18 protein-coding genes are annotated in these 17862 nt (G+C 53.9%); 8 read left to right on the forward strand and 10 right to left on the reverse strand.

All coding sequences use genetic code 11. The features are described 5' to 3' along the window. Window positions 1-59: 59 nt before the first annotated feature. The 3 genes from panB (at window position 60) to panD (ending at window position 2309) form a co-directional block, all read left to right on the forward strand. Window positions 60-854, forward strand: coding sequence for a 3-methyl-2-oxobutanoate hydroxymethyltransferase (gene panB, locus NAZ64_RS16960; protein ID WP_076934765.1), 795 nt, complete (start codon window positions 60-62; stop codon window positions 852-854). Between the two features lie 125 nt (window positions 855-979). Beyond that, window positions 980-1834, forward strand: a complete 855-nt coding sequence (gene panC / locus NAZ64_RS16965) for a pantoate--beta-alanine ligase (protein WP_024797611.1) — start codon at window positions 980-982, stop codon at window positions 1832-1834. A 94-nt stretch (window positions 1835-1928) separates the two neighbouring features. Further along, the gene (gene panD / locus NAZ64_RS16970) at window positions 1929-2309 is read left to right on the forward strand and encodes an aspartate 1-decarboxylase (protein ID WP_000621526.1); all 381 of its coding nucleotides are present in this window, start codon (window positions 1929-1931) and stop codon (window positions 2307-2309) included. A 6-nt stretch (window positions 2310-2315) separates the two neighbouring features. Here panD and NAZ64_RS16975 read toward each other — a convergent pair whose 3' ends face one another. From NAZ64_RS16975 to NAZ64_RS16990, 4 genes are all read right to left on the reverse strand, one after another. Continuing rightward, window positions 2316-3545: a polysaccharide deacetylase family protein gene (locus NAZ64_RS16975; RefSeq protein WP_078057562.1), complete on the reverse strand. Its 1230-nt coding sequence runs from the start codon at window positions 3543-3545 to the stop codon at window positions 2316-2318. A gap of 61 nt (window positions 3546-3606) precedes the next feature. Next, the gene (locus tag NAZ64_RS16980; protein ID WP_000901967.1) at window positions 3607-4047 is read right to left on the reverse strand and encodes a PTS sugar transporter subunit IIA; all 441 of its coding nucleotides are present in this window, start codon (window positions 4045-4047) and stop codon (window positions 3607-3609) included. Window positions 4048-4151: 104 nt separating this feature from the next. Beyond that, entirely contained in the window at window positions 4152-4922 is a 771-nt protein-coding gene (locus NAZ64_RS16985) for an ABC transporter permease (protein WP_000983418.1), read from the reverse strand. Further along, window positions 4919-5845, reverse strand: a complete 927-nt coding sequence (locus NAZ64_RS16990; RefSeq protein WP_001523220.1) for an ABC transporter ATP-binding protein — start codon at window positions 5843-5845, stop codon at window positions 4919-4921. The genes NAZ64_RS16985 and NAZ64_RS16990 overlap by 4 nt, the downstream gene beginning before the upstream one ends. 108 nt (window positions 5846-5953) lie before the next feature. Between NAZ64_RS16990 and can the strand changes: the two genes are divergently transcribed. Continuing rightward, on the forward strand, window positions 5954-6616 hold the full coding sequence (gene can, locus NAZ64_RS16995) for a carbonate dehydratase (RefSeq protein WP_000651590.1): 663 nt from the start codon (window positions 5954-5956) through the stop codon (window positions 6614-6616). Between the two features lie 57 nt (window positions 6617-6673). Here the strand turns inward: can and hpt are convergent, their stop codons facing one another. After that, a complete protein-coding gene (hpt, locus tag NAZ64_RS17000; protein WP_000683342.1) occupies window positions 6674-7210 on the reverse strand; it encodes a hypoxanthine phosphoribosyltransferase in 537 nt (178 codons plus the stop codon). Between the two features lie 205 nt (window positions 7211-7415). On the opposite strand from hpt, the gene NAZ64_RS17005 reads away from it, so the two are divergent. Further along, entirely contained in the window at window positions 7416-9806 is a 2391-nt protein-coding gene (locus NAZ64_RS17005) for a glucose/quinate/shikimate family membrane-bound PQQ-dependent dehydrogenase (protein WP_000829733.1), read from the forward strand. A 77-nt stretch (window positions 9807-9883) separates the two neighbouring features. Here NAZ64_RS17005 and cueO read toward each other — a convergent pair whose 3' ends face one another. Beyond that, window positions 9884-11494 (reverse strand): multicopper oxidase CueO, encoded by a 1611-nt coding sequence (cueO, locus tag NAZ64_RS17010; protein WP_000946054.1) that lies wholly within the window; start codon window positions 11492-11494, stop codon window positions 9884-9886. A gap of 201 nt (window positions 11495-11695) precedes the next feature. Here cueO and NAZ64_RS17015 point away from each other — a divergent pair, with 201 nt between their 5' ends. From NAZ64_RS17015 to speD, 3 genes are all read left to right on the forward strand, one after another. Further along, window positions 11696-12043: a YacC family pilotin-like protein gene (locus NAZ64_RS17015; protein ID WP_000846613.1), complete on the forward strand. Its 348-nt coding sequence runs from the start codon at window positions 11696-11698 to the stop codon at window positions 12041-12043. 106 nt (window positions 12044-12149) lie between these two features. Further along, window positions 12150-13010: a polyamine aminopropyltransferase gene (speE, locus tag NAZ64_RS17020; protein WP_000829968.1), complete on the forward strand. Its 861-nt coding sequence runs from the start codon at window positions 12150-12152 to the stop codon at window positions 13008-13010. 20 nt (window positions 13011-13030) lie between these two features. Further along, window positions 13031-13825, forward strand: coding sequence for an adenosylmethionine decarboxylase (gene speD / locus NAZ64_RS17025; protein WP_000734276.1), 795 nt, complete (start codon window positions 13031-13033; stop codon window positions 13823-13825). A 29-nt stretch (window positions 13826-13854) separates the two neighbouring features. Here the strand turns inward: speD and NAZ64_RS17030 are convergent, their stop codons facing one another. The 4 genes from NAZ64_RS17030 to NAZ64_RS17045 are packed head-to-tail and all read right to left on the reverse strand — an operon-like array spanning window position 13855 to window position 17826. Then, window positions 13855-14622 (reverse strand): DeoR/GlpR family DNA-binding transcription regulator, encoded by a 768-nt coding sequence (locus tag NAZ64_RS17030; protein WP_000678254.1) that lies wholly within the window; start codon window positions 14620-14622, stop codon window positions 13855-13857. A gap of 9 nt (window positions 14623-14631) precedes the next feature. Then, window positions 14632-15615: a D-threonate 4-phosphate dehydrogenase gene (locus tag NAZ64_RS17035; RefSeq protein WP_115286335.1), complete on the reverse strand. Its 984-nt coding sequence runs from the start codon at window positions 15613-15615 to the stop codon at window positions 14632-14634. Continuing rightward, window positions 15605-16876 (reverse strand): D-threonate kinase, encoded by a 1272-nt coding sequence (gene dtnK / locus NAZ64_RS17040; RefSeq protein WP_115286336.1) that lies wholly within the window; start codon window positions 16874-16876, stop codon window positions 15605-15607. The genes NAZ64_RS17035 and dtnK overlap by 11 nt, the downstream gene beginning before the upstream one ends. After that, a complete protein-coding gene (locus NAZ64_RS17045; RefSeq protein WP_001022089.1) occupies window positions 16873-17826 on the reverse strand; it encodes a 2-keto-3-deoxygluconate permease 1 in 954 nt (317 codons plus the stop codon). The genes dtnK and NAZ64_RS17045 overlap by 4 nt, the downstream gene beginning before the upstream one ends. Window positions 17827-17862 lie beyond the last annotated feature (36 nt).

Here is a 17862-nt window from a genome sequence, read left to right on the forward strand (position 1 = left end):
CCCCTCTCTTCCCCTACAATGCGGCCATTCTATTCATCAATATTATGGCCGGAGAGGTTATGAGCAAACCCACTACTATCGCTGTGCTGCAGAAATGCAAACAAGAGAAAAAGCGCTTCGCGACGATTACCGCCTACGACTATAGCTTTGCCAAACTGTTCGCAGACGTTGGCATCAACGTGATGCTAGTCGGCGACTCGCTGGGCATGACCGTGCAGGGGCACGACTCCACCCTGCCGGTGACCATTGAAGATATCGCCTACCACACCCGTGCGGTACGCCGCGGCGCGCCCAACTGCCTGCTGCTGTCCGATCTGCCGTTTATGGCCTACGCTACGCCGGAACTGGCGTTTGAGCACTCTGCCACGGTGATGCGTGCCGGTGCCAACATGGTCAAAATCGAAGGCGGCGCCTGGCTGGTTGATACCGTGAAAATGCTCACCGATCGTGCCGTTCCGGTCTGCGGCCATCTGGGGCTGACGCCGCAGTCGGTCAATATTTTTGGCGGCTACAAGGTACAGGGCCGCGGCGACGCCGGACAAGTGCTGCTGGATGACGCGCTGGCCTTAGAAGCCGCTGGCGCACAGCTGCTGGTGCTGGAGTGCGTGCCGGTTGAGCTGGCAAAACGCGTGACCGAAGCACTGTCGATTCCGGTGATCGGCATCGGCGCGGGCAACGTCACCGACGGTCAGATCCTGGTGATGCACGATGCGTTTGGCATCACCGGCGGCCACATCCCGAAATTTGCGAAAAATTTCCTTGCCGAAGCTGGCGACATGCGCGCCGCCGTACGGCAGTATATGGCTGAAGTGGAGTCCGGCGTTTATCCGGGCGAAGAACACAGCTTTCACTAATTTTTCTAACCGTGCCGGATGGCGACGCGACGCGTCTTATCCAGCCTACAGATCCTCAATGGATGTAGGCCTGATAAGCGCAGCGCCATCGGGCAGGATCATCAAGCAACTCAAGGAGTCTTGTTGTGCTAATCATTGAAACCCTGCCGCTGCTGCGCCAGCATATTCGTCGTCTGCGTCAGGAAGGTAAACGCGTCGCACTGGTTCCCACCATGGGCAACCTGCACGACGGCCATATGAAGCTGGTCGATGAGGCAAAAGCCCGGGCTGATGTGGTGATCGTCAGCATTTTCGTCAATCCGATGCAGTTTGACCGGCCGGACGATCTGGTGCGTTATCCGCGCACGCTGCAGGAAGACTGTGAAAAGCTGAACAAACGCAAAGTCGATTATGTCTTTGCGCCAGCCGTTGAGGAAATTTACCCGCAGGGGCTGGAAGGCCATACGTACGTTGATGTTCCCGGCCTCTCCACCATGCTGGAAGGCGCCAGCCGTCCAGGTCATTTCCGCGGCGTCTCGACCATCGTCAGCAAGCTGTTCAACCTGATCCAGCCGGATATCGCCTGCTTTGGCGAGAAGGATTTCCAGCAACTGGCGCTGATCCGCAAAATGGTGGCGGATATGAGTTATGACATTGAGATCGTCGGCGTGCCGATTATTCGCGCCAAAGACGGTCTGGCGCTCAGCTCACGTAACAGTTATCTGACCGCAGAGCAGCGCAAAATTGCGCCAGGTCTACACAACGTGATGAATAGCATCGCTGAAAAACTGATTGCGGGTAATCGTGAGCTGCAAGAGATTATTGCCATTGCCGAACAGGAATTGAATGAAAAAGGCTTCCGTGCCGACGACATTCAAATCCGTGATGCCGACACGCTGCAGGAGCTGACGGAAACCAGCAAACGCGCAGTGATTCTGGCCGCCGCCTGGCTGGGTCAGGCGCGTCTGATCGATAATCAAAGCGTTACATTAGCCCAGTAGACAGGGGTTAAAAATCGGGCAATACTGCCTGAGAATTTCCAAAGCAGGCCACAAGCGCCTGCTTAGTCAAGATAAACGACAGGGTATAGATGTTATGATTCGCACCATGCTGCAAGGCAAGCTCCACCGCGTAAAAGTCACGCAGGCGGACCTGCACTACGAAGGTTCCTGTGCCATTGACCAGGATTTCCTCGATGCCTCCGGTATTCTGGAAAACGAAGCGATTGATATCTGGAACGTGACCAATGGGAAACGTTTCTCAACCTATGCGATTGCGGCTGAACGCGGCTCCAGAATTATCTCGGTGAACGGCGCGGCGGCGCACTGCGCTGAGGTTGGCGACATTGTGATTATCGCCAGCTTCGTCACCATGTCTGATGAAGAAGCGCGTACATGGCGGCCGAAAGTGGCCTATTTTGAAGGCGACAACGAAATGAAGCGTACCGCGAAAGCCATTCCGGTCCAGGTTGCCTGATAGTCCTTACCCCTGCGGCTGGTTGCTGATCAGCCGCGACATCGTTTCCAGCGAATCCGTGCGCAGAATATACAGCCTTTTGAGCAGCATCGGATTATCTCCCGGCTTCACCTTCCCTCTCACCGTGGTGACCGCCAGATGGAAACCGGCGTCTTTTGCTGCTTTGATCGCGGTCGCGTTATAGCCGCCAAAGGGATAAGAAAGATAAAATACGTGCGGAGTAAACTGTGCGAGCGCCCGCCGCGAGCGTTCAAAATCAAACAAAATATTATGGTAGCTGCGGCTATATAAAATCGGACGACGATGCCCGTCCACCCGATGTAAAAAGTGGGTATGTGACTGAAAATCAAAAACATCGCTTATCTTGCGCAATTCGGACACGCTCATAAATTGCAGCGACATGGGATTCCATTTTTGCGGATGGCGCTTAATACGCGATGAGATAATAAATGCCGTCGCTTTCATATCGTACTGCTTTAATACCGGATACGCATAGCGACTCACCGATTTAAGGCCATCGTCAAAGGTGATAGCCACCGCGCGCGCCGGGAAATTAGCGCGGTTATGGATGTAATCCTCCAGTTGGTACATCGTCAACGTGGCATAGCCGCGATCGCGAAGCCAGGTCATTTGATTGCTGAATGCCCGAACCGAAGTCGTGGTGGACGTATGGCGAAAACGGGTATTCTCTTCATCACGTAAGATGTGATGATAGGTCAAAATCGGAATGCCGTTGTCTTCCTGCGCATCCATGGCGCTGACATAAGCCAGCCTGTCGCCAATACGAATCTGATACCAGGTTTGATGTAGCCTGCCTTTCAGCTTGCTAATAATGGGGTAACGCAAATTATCCACTAATACGCCAAACGGGGCGCTACTGATGTCCGGCGCGTTATACACCGGCGTGTCCTTCCAGGTCACCAGATTCTGATTGCTGAGCGGCTTGTTAAGATCGCCCAGCCCATCTTCCACTTTTTGTTTTCCCTGCACGGATTCCAGATGGCCTTTATCGATAAACGCCACACCGAAGCCAAATTTAAAGGCATAATAATCAGCCGCAACAGGCGTTACGGAAAGAATTTGTCCGGCGCGGATATTCCCTACGGTCACCATTTTATCGCCAATCTGCGACCAGATGGCGGCGTCTTTCGTCGTTTGCATATAACGAGCGGGCAAGGCAGCCAACACATTACCGGAGAAAAAGAACAGCAAGATAAGGACAACGCGCATAACCATATATCATAACCGAGGCGAAAAAACGCCGTTATTGTAGCAAAAGCGTCGTCAATGGTATTGATCAAAACTCATACAAATCATGCAGCAATACAAAAGGCGGATTTTTCTGCTGCTGATGCCAGAGACTGGTGACATCCGGTGCGCCAAGCGCGACAATCTGGTCGCGAAATGCTGAACTGCTCATCGACTCTCGCAAAGGAAGCATTTCCTCTATCAATGAATAGCTGACACCTGAAATAACTTCACATTGAGAATGTTTATGGCTCATCAGCGACGCTACACGATAAGGCGCCGCGCCGGAAATGTCGGTTAAAAATATCACGCCTTCACCGGAGTCGGTGGCATGGAGGGCATCACACATCATACGGCTCAGCATGTTTGAGCTCAGGCCGCGCCAAAAATTGACCGCCCGGCATTGCGCCAACGGACCATTTTTTCTCTCCAGGCGATCAAGCATATCCTGTGCGCGATCGTCATGGCAGGTAATCACCCAACCTAACATAGCCTACCTCCTTAGCAGTCAAGTAGTTTATCAGGGTTACCAATCAGGAATGATGACAGCCGTCAAAAGTCTCCTCCTCCCTCCTGGAGAAGAGGAGAATCGTATCAGCTACGTAAACCGCGCCCACGCTGGATCAGCGACCAGCACAGCAGGTAGAAAGCGGCGATAAAGATCACCAGTACGCCAAATGTGGTGACCAGCGGCACATCATGGATACCCAGGAAGCCGTAGCGGAAGCCGCTGATCATGTAGACGATCGGGTTCAGGTGCGACAACCCTTGCCAGAACGGCGGCAGCAGCGTCAGCGAGTAAAATACCCCGCCGAGGTAGGTTAGCGGCGTCAGCACAAAGGTCGGGATCAGGCTGATATCGTCAAAGGTTTTCGCAAACACGGCGTTCAGCAGTCCGGCCAACGAGAACAGAATCGCGGTCAGAATCAGCGTTAGCGCGACAAATACCCAGGAATGCACCTGGAAAGGCACGAAAAAGAGCGAAATCGCCGTCACCAGAATCCCCACGCACAGCCCGCGCGCTACGCCGCCGCCGACAAATCCGGCGATGATCACGTGCGTTGGTACCGGCGCGACCAGCAGTTCCTCAATATTGCGCTGAAACTTGGCGCTAAAAAATGACGACGCGACATTCGCGTAGGAGTTAGTAATAACCGCCATCATAATCAGGCCCGGCACAATAAATTGCATATAACTAAAACCATGCATTTCGCCAATGCGCGAACCGATCAGGTTACCGAAAATAATAAAATAGAGCGTCATCGTGATGACAGGCGGCACCAGAGTTTGCACCCAGATCCGCATAAAGCGGTGGATCTCTTTCGCCCAGATGCTTTTAAGGGCAACCCAGTAAAGCTGCATCATGCGCGATCTCCTTGTTTTTCATGCACCAGAGACACAAACAGTTCTTCCAGACGGTTGGCTTTATTACGCATACTTAATACCTGAACCCCCTGCTCGCTCAGTTGGCTAAAAACGCTGTTAACTCCCTGCTCGCGTAACACTTCCACCTCCAGAGTCGAGGTATCCACCAGACGATATTGATAACCCGCAAGCTTAGGCAGCGGGCTTTTTGGCGCTAAATCCAGAATAAACGTCTCCGATTTCAGCTTTGAAAGCAGATTTTTCATGGAGGTATTTTCCACCAGCTCGCCGTGCTGAATAATACCGATATTGCGGCACAGCATTTCCGCCTCTTCCAGATAGTGGGTGGTGAGAATAATCGTGGTGCCTTTGGCGTTTAAGTCTTTCAGGAATCCCCACATCGAGCGACGCAATTCGATATCGACGCCCGCCGTCGGCTCGTCGAGAATCAATAGTTTAGGTTCATGCATCAATGCGCGGGCGATCATCAGGCGGCGTTTCATCCCACCGGACAGCATCCGCGCGCGTTCACTACGTTTTTCCCACAGATCGAGCTGTTTTAAATACTTTTCGCTACGTAAAACCGCCTCTTTATGTTCCACGCCGTAATAACCGGCCTGATTCACTACGATCTGTTGCACCGTTTCAAACGGGTTAAAGTTAAACTCCTGTGGCACCAGTCCAAGCTGTCGCTTAGCGTTAACCACGTCTTTTTCCAGGTCGTAACCAAAAACATTAACGCGCCCGGACGTTTTATTAACCAATGAGCTGATAATACCGATGGTGGTCGATTTCCCTGCTCCATTTGGCCCCAGAAGCGCGTAAAAATCCCCCGCTTCGACCTGCAAATCTATGCCGCGCAGCGCCTGAACGCCGCCGGGATAGGTTTTTTTAAGTTGTTGAAGTTCCAGCGCAATGGTCATAAATTCTCACTTACTTTACGTTCTTACACTTTATATATGGTTTAAATAACTACGGAGTTGCCCTATATTAGCCCAACGCACTTATTTGGTTACAGGTCGTTAACTTCCATGAAAGACATAGATACACTCATCAGCAACAATGCACTATGGTCAAAAATGCTGGTGGAAGAGGACCCCGGATTTTTTGAGAAACTGGCGCAAGCGCAAAAACCGCGCTTTCTATGGATTGGATGTTCCGACAGCCGCGTTCCCGCAGAGCGTTTAACCGGGCTTGAACCGGGCGAATTGTTTGTTCACCGTAATGTGGCTAACCTGGTTATTCACACCGATCTGAACTGTCTCTCCGTGGTTCAGTATGCGGTAGATGTTCTGGAAGTTGAGCATATTATCATTTGCGGCCACTCCGGTTGCGGCGGTATCAAGGCTGCGGTAGAAAACCCTGAGCTGGGCTTGATTAATAACTGGCTGCTGCATATCCGCGACATCTGGCTTAAACATAGCTCGCTGTTGGGAAAAATGCCCGAAGAGCAACGTCTGGACGCGCTCTATGAATTGAACGTCATGGAGCAGGTCTATAACCTGGGGCATTCCACCATTATGCAGTCAGCGTGGAAACGCGGGCAGAATGTGACCATTCACGGCTGGGCGTACAGTATCAATGATGGCCTGCTGCGCGATCTTGACGTCACCGCCACCAACAAAAAAACGCTGGAGAACGGCTATCATAAGGGTATCTCCGCCCTAAGTCTGAAATACATTCCCCACCAATAAGCCATTAGCTATAGGCCGGATAAGTCGCTTTAGCGACGCCATCCGGCATTTCTGCTCTTACTCGTCCAGCAGCACCACTTTACCAACATACGGTAGATGGCGATAACGCTGGGCGTAGTCGATACCGTAACCGACTACAAATTCGTCCGGAATCGAAAAGCCAACGAACTCAACCGGCACGTCCACTTCGCGACGAGACGGTTTATCCAGCAGCGTACAAATCGCCAGCGATTTCGGCTCGCGCAGGCCCAGGATTTCACGGACCTTCGACAGCGTATTACCGGAATCAATAATGTCTTCGACAATCAGCACGTCTTTACCGCGAATATCCTCATCCAGATCTTTGAGGATTTTCACGTCGCGGGTGGTGGACATGCCGCTACCATAACTGGAGGCGGTCATAAAATCGACTTCATGAGGAACCTGGACTTCACGGCACAGGTCCGCCATAAACATAAATGAGCCACGCAACAGACCTACCAGCACCATTTCACTGCCGCTGTCTTTATAACGTTCGGTAATCTGACGACCCAGCTCGGCAATACGTGCTTTGATCTCCGCTTCGGGGATCATGACTTCAACAGTATGTTTCATATTTATAACCATATGATTTAAAAACAAATCACTCAATGCCGGTGACTAATAACGCCGCATTGACGCGCAAGGCACGCAGTATAACAGCAAACGTATTCATTCGCGGCATTTGATAAGAAAGCTCATTTTGTGATGACGATCACACATGTTAATTCCTATACTTAATTGCTACTAAAAAATTAACAATTTGGGATGGTGTCTTTTTATGGCAGAAAATAACGCACGATCGCCACGATTACTCGTGACGCTGACGGCCCTCTTTGCAGCACTTTGCGGGCTGTATCTTCTTATCGGAGGTGTCTGGCTGGTTGCTATTGGCGGTTCCTGGTACTACCCCATCGCGGGCCTCGTGATGCTGGTTGTGGCCGGATTGCTATGGCGCAGTAAACGTGCCGCGCTGTGGCTGTATGCCGCCTTGCTGCTGGCGACAATGATTTGGGGCGTGTGGGAAGTCGGGTTCGACTTCTGGGCGCTCACGCCGCGTAGCGATATTTTGGTGTTTTTCGGCATCTGGCTAATATTGCCGTTTGTCTGGCATCGGCTGGTGGTTCCTTCCAGCGGCGCAGTGGCGGCGCTGGTCGTGGCGCTGCTGATTAGCGGCGGCATTCTGACCTGGGCTGGCTTCAACGACCCGCAGGAGATCAACGGTACGCTTCGCGCCGACGCCACGCCCGCCGCAACAAGCTCGTCGATCGCCGACGAAGACTGGCCGGCCTATGGACGTAATCAGGAAGGCCAACGCTATTCGCCGCTGAAACAGATCACTGCGGATAACGTTCACCAACTGAAAGAAGCGTGGGTCTTCCGCACCGGCGATCTGAAACAACCCAACGATCCGGGCGAAATCACCAACGAAGTGACCCCGATTAAAGTCGGCGATACGCTCTACCTGTGTACGGCTCACCAGCGTCTGTTCGCACTGGACGCCGCCAGCGGTAAAGAGAAGTGGCATTTTGATCCTCAGTTGAAGACCGATTCGTCTTTCCAGCATGTGACCTGCCGCGGCGTCTCTTATCATGAGGCCAAAGCGGATACCGCCTCGCCGGAGGTCATCGCCGACTGTCCGCGCCGCATTATCCTCCCGGTCAATGACGGTCGCCTTTTCGCGGTGAATGCCGAAACCGGCAAGCTGTGTGAAACCTTCGCCAATAAAGGCGTCCTGAATCTGCAAACCAATATGCCGGACACCACGCCGGGACTGTATGAACCGACGTCGCCGCCGATTATCACCGATAAAACGATCGTCATTGCCGGTTCGGTCACGGATAACTTCTCTACCCGCGAAACGTCCGGCGTTATCCGTGGTTTTGACGTTAATACCGGTAAGCTACTGTGGGCCTTCGATCCGGGGGCGAAAGATCCGAACGCGATTCCAGCCGATGAGCACGCTTTTACCTTTAACTCGCCGAACTCCTGGGCGCCTGCCGCCTATGATGCGAAACTGGATCTGGTCTATCTGCCGATGGGCGTGACCACGCCGGATATCTGGGGCGGTAACCGCACGCCGGAGCAGGAACGTTATGCCAGCTCCATCCTGGCGCTGAATGCCACTACCGGGAAACTGGCCTGGAGTTATCAGACCGTCCATCACGATCTGTGGGATATGGACCTGCCGGCACAGCCGACGCTGGCGGATATCACCGTTAACGGTACCACCGTTCCGGTTATCTATGCGCCAGCGAAAACCGGTAATATCTTTGTGCTCGACAGACGTAATGGCGAGCTGGTCGTGCCCGCTCCGGAAAAACCGGTCCCACAGGGCGCGGCAAAAGGCGATTACGTCGCCAAAACTCAGCCGTTCTCTGATTTAACCTTCCGCCCGAAAAAAGATCTCTCCGGCGCGGATATGTGGGGCGCGACCATGTTCGACCAACTGGTGTGCCGCGTTATGTTCCACCAGTTGCGCTATGAAGGTATCTTCACTCCACCGTCCGAGCAGGGGACATTGGTATTCCCTGGCAACCTGGGGATGTTTGAATGGGGCGGTATTTCCGTCGATCCAGACCGTCAGGTCGCTATCGCTAACCCGATGGCGCTGCCGTTTGTCTCGAAGCTGATCCCACGCGGCCCTGGCAATCCGATGGAGCCGCCGAAAGACGCGAAAGGTACCGGAACAGAAGCGGGTATTCAGCCACAGTACGGCGTACCGTTCGGCGTCACGCTGAATCCGTTCCTTTCGCCGTTTGGCCTGCCGTGTAAACAACCGGCCTGGGGCTATATTTCCGCGTTGGATCTGAAGACCAATGAAATCGTATGGAAGAAACGTATAGGGACGCCGCGCGACAGTATGCCGTTCCCGATGCCGGTTCCGGTGCCGTTCAACATGGGGATGCCCATGCTCGGCGGGCCAATCTCAACCGCCGGTAACGTACTGTTCATTGCCGCGACCGCCGACAACTACCTGCGCGCTTATAACATGAGCAACGGGGAAAAACTGTGGCAGGGACGTTTACCCGCCGGAGGCCAGGCAACGCCGATGACCTATGAGGTAAACGGTAAGCAGTACGTGGTCGTTTCTGCCGGAGGCCACGGTTCGTTTGGTACGAAGATGGGCGACTATATCGTGGCCTATGCTTTGCCTGACGACGCGAAATAACCATTAATGCCCGGCGTATGCCGGGCATTGTGCCGGGTGGCGGCTTCTCCTTACCCGGCCTGCGTCGGAGACAGCGATTAGACCGTAAATCCTAACATCATTCCCGTATCTTCATGTTCTAACAGATGACAGTGCGCCATATAGGCATGTTCCTTCGGCGCGTCGTGATCGAACTTGACCAACACTTCGCTGATACCGCCCTCAACGCGTACCGTATCCTTCCAGCCCGTTCTGTGCGCTGCTGGCGCTTTGCCGTTCTCTGACAGAATACGGAACTGCGTGCCGTGAATATGGAAAGGATGCAGCATCATGTCGCCCACGCCGGAAATCACCCAACGTTCATGTCGGCCTTTTTGCGCCGCGAACATCGGTTTGTTCATATCGAAGACCTGGCCGTTAATAAAGTTAGCGTTATGGAAGTCGAATTTTCCGCCGTGATTCATATTGCCCATCGCGCCATGATTCATCCCACTGTGATCCATGTTGCCATGATCCATCTCGCCATGCCCCATATTGCCGCCCTGCATATGCGCGTTCATGCTGTCATGATCCATGCCGCTCATCGCCTGAGCGCCATATTTCTTCATCAGCATTTGCATCCCCATCATATCAAGACGCGGGTCCATCGACAGTTTCAGGTTGCGCACCGTCAGCCCTTCCAGCAACGGCAACGCCGGCATCGTCGTCAACGTATCCGGCAGCGTACCGGAGGCGGTAATCCGCAGCGGCTGGATACGCATCACCGGATGCGGTTTATCAAACGGAGCGATCGCCATTCCCATCTGGCTGACCGGCAGGGTCACCAGATCAAAGGCTTTCCCGTCGCTGATATCCACCAGCACTTCAAAACGCTCGCCCATTAATAACGGCAGTTCGGTGACTTTCACCGGCTCCGCCAGCAGGCCGCCGTCGCTGGCGATCACATAAAGCGGGCGATTATCGCTGGCGGCGATATTCAGCGAACGCGCATTACAGCCATTTAGCAAGCGCAGACGTAGCCAGCCTTTCGGCGCGGAATGCTGCGGATAGATAGCGCCATTGGTCAGCAGCGTATCGCCAAACCAGCCGACGGCGGCGGTCATAATATCCAGTTGATAATCAATCTGACCATCGGCGGAGAAGCGTTTGTCCTGAATGATCACTGGCACATCGTCGATGCCCCACTGTTTCGGCAGGCGCAATTTGCGAATCTCGTCATCTTCAATCAGCACCAGCCCGGCAAGGCCCATCGCCACCTGGCGCCCGGTTTTGCCGTGTTTGTGCGGATGAATCCAGCAGGTCGCGGCGCGTTGCTGCGGCGTAAACGTCACCGTGCGGGTTCCGCCTGCGGGAATAATCCCCTGCGGGCCGCCGTCGACGATGCCCGGAATCTCCAGACCATGCCAGTGAAGCGTCGTGTCTTCGGCCAGTTGGTTATGGATATCAACGGTCACGCTTTTTCCTTTGTGAAGCTGTACCGCTGGCCCCAGCAAATTACCGTTGTAGCCCCAGGTTGTCGCGTTCTTACCGGCGAATGTCGACTGTCCGGCTTTAACAATTAACTGCATACGGTTGCTCGCATCTGCCGTTAACAGGTCAGGAATAGGCAACGCGGGACGTTCGGCGGCAAAAGCGGCGCGGCTCCACAGCGGCAGCGCTGATGCAACCCCCAGCGCCACTGAATATTTTAAGAAATCACGGCGTAACATAATCATTTCCTTATAATGAACAGGCGGGTGTCTAAGCTTAGACCCTGCCCTAACGGGAAGGTCAAGCCAGCAACACGTCTTTACCATTCCTGACAGCAATACAATAAGAATGAAAACGCCGCGACCAATCCTGATAATAAAAGTCGTCGCTACGTTCTCAGTATGCTAACGTTGACTTTCCCTGATGCCGTGGTAGAAGCAATGAAGACGTTTTTCAGACCCGTGTTGTTTGGCAGCCTGATGGCCTTATGCGCAAATAGCTATGCGCTTACTGAATCCGAAGCTGAAGATATGGCCGATTTAACGGCGGTTTTCGTTTTTCTGAAAAATGACTGTGGTTACCAAAATTTACCCAACAGTCAGATTCGCCGTGCGCTGGTCTTTTTTGCCCAGCAAAATCAGTGGGACCTGAGTAACTACGACACCTTCGATATGAAATCGTTGGGCGAAGACAGCTACCGCGATCTTAGCGGCATCGGTATTCCGGTCGCTAAAAAATGCAAAGCTCTGGCCCGCGATTCTCTGAGCCTGTTAGCCTACGTTAAATAATCCTCCGCGATCCTATTGCTGAAATAATGACCGTGCATCCACGGTCATTGTTAGCTATGATGTTGCGCCCTTTTTTTACGGGTGTTAACAATGGAGGTATCAGCCAATGGCCGAAAATACGATGTGGCATGAAACGCTACACGACCAGTTTGGTCAATACTTTGCCGTAGACAACGTTCTGTATCATGAAAAAACCGATCACCAGGATTTAATCATCTTTGAAAACGCCGCTTTTGGCCGCGTGATGGCGCTGGACGGCGTGGTACAGACCACCGAACGCGACGAGTTTATTTATCATGAAATGATGACCCACGTCCCGCTGCTGGCGCACGGTCATGCGAAACACGTTCTGATTATCGGCGGCGGCGACGGCGCAATGCTACGTGAAGTTACCCGGCATAAAAACGTCGAAACCATCACCATGGTGGAGATCGACGCTGGCGTAGTCTCGTTTTGCCGCCAGTATTTACCCAACCACAATGCCGGCAGCTACGACGATCCGCGCTTTACGCTAGTAATCGACGACGGCGTGAATTTCGTCAATCAGACCCATCAGACCTTTGATGTGATCATTTCCGACTGTACCGATCCGATAGGCCCCGGCGAAAGCCTGTTTACCTCCGCCTTTTATGAAGGCTGTAAGCGTTGCCTGAATCCGGGCGGCATTTTTGTCGCCCAGAACGGCGTGTGCTTCCTGCAACAGGATGAAGCGCTCGACAGCCACCGCAAGCTGAGTCATTACTTCAGCGATGTCGGCTTCTACCAGGCGGCGATTCCGACCTATTACGGCGGCATCATGACCTTCGCCTGGGCGACGGACAACGACGCTCTTCGTCACCTGTCGAGCGAAATTATTCAGGCGCGTTTTCATGCCGCCGGCCTCAAATGTCGCTATTACAACCCGGCTATTCATGCCGCTGCATTTGCGCTACCGCAATATCTACATGACGCACTGTCCGCACAGTGATGTTAAGGAGGTGATAAAAATTGAAAAAGCTGAAACTGCATGGCTTTAACAATCTGACGAAAAGCCTGAGTTTTTGTATTTACGATATCTGCTACGCCAAAACCGCAGAAGAGCGCGATGGCTATATCGCCTATATCGATGAACTCTATAACGCCAACCGACTGACCGAGATCCTGTCGGAGACCTGCTCCATTATCGGCGCGAACATCCTGAACATCGCCCGTCAGGATTATGAACCCCAGGGCGCCAGCGTCACGATTCTGGTGAGCGAAGAGCCGATCGACCCGAAACTTATCGATCAAACCGAACATCCCGGCCCGCTGCCGGAAACCGTGGTGGCGCACCTCGATAAGAGCCATATCTGCGTGCATACCTATCCGGAAAGCCATCCGGAAGGCGGGCTTTGTACCTTTCGCGCCGACATCGAAGTGTCAACCTGCGGGGTGATTTCACCGCTAAAAGCGCTCAATTACCTGATCCACCAGCTAGAGTCCGATATTGTCACCATCGATTACCGCGTGCGCGGCTTTACGCGCGACGTCAACGGTATGAAGCACTTTATCGATCATGAGATTAATTCTATTCAGAATTTTATGTCGGAAGATATGAAGTCGCTGTATGACATGGTGGATGTAAACGTGTATCAGGAAAATATTTTCCATACCAAGATGCTGCTTAAAGAGTTCGATCTTAAGCACTACATGTTTCACACCAAACCGGAAGATCTCACTGAAACCGAACGCCAGGAGATCACCGCCGCGCTGTGGAAAGAGATGCGCGAGATTTACTACGGCCGCAATATTTCTGCGGTCTGATTCACCACTGGCAGCGCCTGACGGCGCTGTCACTCCGGCTGCACCAGCGTTAGCGCAAAAGCGCGCCCTTTCAGTTCAACCTGCGCTGACGGCGGCAGATTGACGTCGGTAATCACATCATTAAAGCGCTCAAGCGGCACCACATTAAAGAGCGAATGCGCGCCATACTTACTGCTGTCCGCCAGCAACACTTTGCGCTGCGCATTAGCAATAATCTCCTGTTTAAGCCCGGCCTTATCTTCCGTTGGGGTCGTCACGCCCGTTTTTACCCCCCATGAATTACAGCTCATAAACGCGATGTTCGGATACACGCTACGCAACAGCTTACGCCCATGCTCACCGATACAGGACTGACTGCTGTCATCGATACGACCGCCGACAATCGTCACTTCAATTTGCCGGAACTCAGCTAAAAACAGCGCAATATGCAGATCGACGGTGATGACCCGCAGCGGAAGATGGGTTAAGCATTTCGCCAGCTCCATCATTGTCGTACCGGCATCCAGCACGACGGCATCGCCAGCATTCACCAGCGATGCGGCAACGCGTGCGATCGCCCGTTTTTCAGCAGGCGATCGCAGTTGTTTTTCATTGGTGGTGGGCTGGGCGGGTTCAAAACGCCGCAGCGCCACGCCGCCATGACTACGGCTGATCACGCCCTGCTCATCCAGCTTGATCAAATCGCGACGGATAGTGGCTGGCGATGCGTCAACCGCCTCAACCAGCTGTTCTACCGTAACCAGCGTATGGTTTTTCAGATACGCCACAATGAGATCCAGACGGTGTTGTCCTTTCATAACAGGGAATTATGCCAGTTGCATTGCCAGTTTGATCGATACGGCCATGCTCTCAGATTTTGCTTTTCCCGTCCAGGCGATATCAAATGCGGTGCCATGATCGGCAGAGGTCCGAATAAACGGCAGCCCCGCGGTGATATTCACGCCATCATAAAAGCCAAGCAATTTCAAAGGAATATGTCCCTGGTCATGATACATCGCCACCACCATATCATACTGCCCCTCATAAGCCTGGAGAAATACAGTATCCGGCGGGCACGGCCCATAAACGTCCATACCTTTTGCGCGGGCATCGGTAATGGCTGGCGTCAGGATACGCGTCTCTTCATCGCCAAACAGGCCATTCTCGCCCGCATGAGGATTCACGCCTGCCACGGCGATACGCGGTTTAACGTAACCCACACGCTTGAGGAAAGTATCAGCAATACCAATCACCGTTTCGACACGCGTGGTACTTAACGTATCAAGGAATTTACGCAGCGCGATATGCGTTGAAACGTGAATCACTTTTAGTTTATCGGTGTAAAGTACCATCGCGTAATCGCGGCTATGGGTCAGGGTCGCGAGCAGCTCGGTATGGCCCGGATAGTTGTGCCCCGCCAGGTGCAGCGCCTCTTTATTCAGCGGCGCGGTAGCAATAGCCTGTACGTCGCCCCGTAACGCTAACTCGGTGGCGCGCTTCACGCAGCGATACGCTAAATCCCCCGCCTGCACCTGAACTTTCCCGGCCTCCAGCGCCTCCGGCTGCGCCAGCGGCTCATCAATCACATGAATGATGCCGGGCGCAAAACGCGCTTCGGCGACCCGGTCAATGGCCCGTAACTCGACGTTCGGCGTGATGCCCTTCGCCTGTAAACGTTTCAACGTTGCGAGGCATCCAATAACCACCAGCGGCGCGCCGTTGAGACCGTCTTCGCTTAGCGCTTTAACAATAATTTCCGGCCCAATGCCCGCTGGATCGCCCATGGTAATGGCAACGGTTTTAGTCTCCACAATACATCTCCTCAATATAATAAAGCGCGTCACACAACGTACTGTCTGAACCGAATCCGCCCGCTTTGGTAATGACCGGCAGATCGTCAATTTCGCTGTTTACAAACGTTCCACAGGGAATACAGGGCGCCACCTCGCTCTGAATGCGATAACCTTCAGCGCCAAGTGCGCCGGCGACGGCGGTAGCGATATCGCCGCCGGTCAGAAACAGCCCGCCAATCCGCGCCTGCTCGATAATGTTTAACGTGACGACGCCAAGCCGCTGGCTCAGTCGCTCGCCCAATTGCTGACGGCTCATCGCGGATTTTTCGCACAACGCGTCGATTAACTGTCGATCTTCTGCGCGACGGCTGGTGCGTAAAATCGTATGTCGATGCTGACTTAACAGCGCGCAGGCCTGTTCTACGACAGACGCGATTTCCTGCTCCGCGCGATCCGACACCATGCGCGCGGCATCAATATCCACGACCTCCGCACGTCCCCGGCACAGCGCATTATCCACCTGACGTCGCGTGGCTTCGCTCATCGAACCGGCCACCACCAGCACCGGCAGCCGCTGCCGGTCTTGCATAAAAAGTTCAACCGGCAACGCATTCGCCAGACCAGCTGCGCCGACGAGCAGCGGCATCGACGGTTGTTCGCACGCCGCTTGCGCAATCAACGTCAGGTCCCGCTCTTCCACCGCATCCACGACGATAATCCCTTCGCCCTCAGCCGCATAAGCCGTAAGTAAGGCGCTTAACCCGCCGCGTCGGACATCCTGCAAAAAGACTTCATACACAGGGATCTCACTTTGCAACGCCACTATCTCGGCAATGCGGGAAGAGACAATGGGCGTTTTCGGATCGCTGGCAAATTCGGTTTCCAGTAGCGGGACGCCATTAACCAGACATTTTCCTTCAAGCGTCGTGCGTCCGGCCGCAGGGATCGCGGCGGCGATAACGGCCAGTTTTCGCTGACTGGCGCGCATGGCCGCCGTCACTTCGGCGCCGATATTGCCGCGAAATGTAGAGTCGATTTTTTTGTACACCAGCGGCGCTGACGATGTCTCACACCACGGGGAAAGCGCGGCATAAACGGCAGATGCCGCCTGATCTGCGGGCATCGCCCGGCTTTCGGTGTTAATGACTAACACATCGGCGCGGCGGGACGGTTTTTGCGACGCGCTCAACATGACTTCCGTTCTCGCCCCCTTCTTCGCCAACTGGACGCCGGTATCATTCGATCCGGTAAAATCATCGGCGATCACCATCATTTTCATGCGTTTTTCTCCAAAGAAGCCTGACGCGCCTGTTTTTTCGCAACCCAGGAGGTCAACACTGGCGTCAGGATTGCCGTGGTGATCACCGAGGCGGCAATCAGCGGAGCGGCAGCAGCGGCCACCTCGGCGAGCGAAGGGTCGGCCTGCGCAATAGCCAGCGGCGTCGCAACGGCATTACCCGCGGTGCTGGAGGCCGCCGCCCCGGCAATGCCAGTTCCGCCAACCAGACGATCTGCGCGAATATTAAAGAAACCGCCAACGAACGTTGTCAGCACGCCGAGCAGAATTCCGGCAAGTCCGCCTTGCAGTAACATTTCCAGATTGATGCCCGCCCCCAGCGCAAAAGCAAAGAAAGGAATGAGCAGCGGGCCGCCTTTGGTCAAAAAATCGCGCATATGAGGATCAAGATTGCCGAGGATCATGCCGACAACCAGCGGAACCAGCACCGCCACCAGCGCCATAATGGGAATGTTCGCCATCCCTGCCGCGCCCAGCGCAATCATCGTAAAGAAAGGGCCATCATTAAGAGACAAAATAGAGATAGCGCCGACGTCGCGCTCATTGCCGAATTCGCCTACCAGCGCAGCATAAAGTCCGCCATTCGAATTGCTCATCGCCGCGATAATCGCCACGCCGCTCAGGCCAAAAATACCCTCCGCGCCGAAAAGATGCTCCACGCCCAGGCCAATCCCGATGGCGACAAGCAACTTAGTGAGCGTAATCGTCCCGCCCTGCAATAACGCCTGGGGCGCGGCTTTCACACTGATACCGGCTCCCATACACAGCAGAAAAGCGCCAATCAGCGGCGCCGCGCCGTTTTTAAATAAGGCGGTGGTAAAACCGCCGATCTCAAGCGCCTGTGGAGCGAAGGTGTTAATGACTGCGCCAATAACGAGCGGTACGACCATCATGCCGCCGGGTACGCGCTCTATTGCTTTTTTGATGTTCATGGTCTTACCGCCTATTGCTTTTTGTGATTGAATAAA

This window comes from Salmonella sp. A1325 (assembly GCF_056991255.1).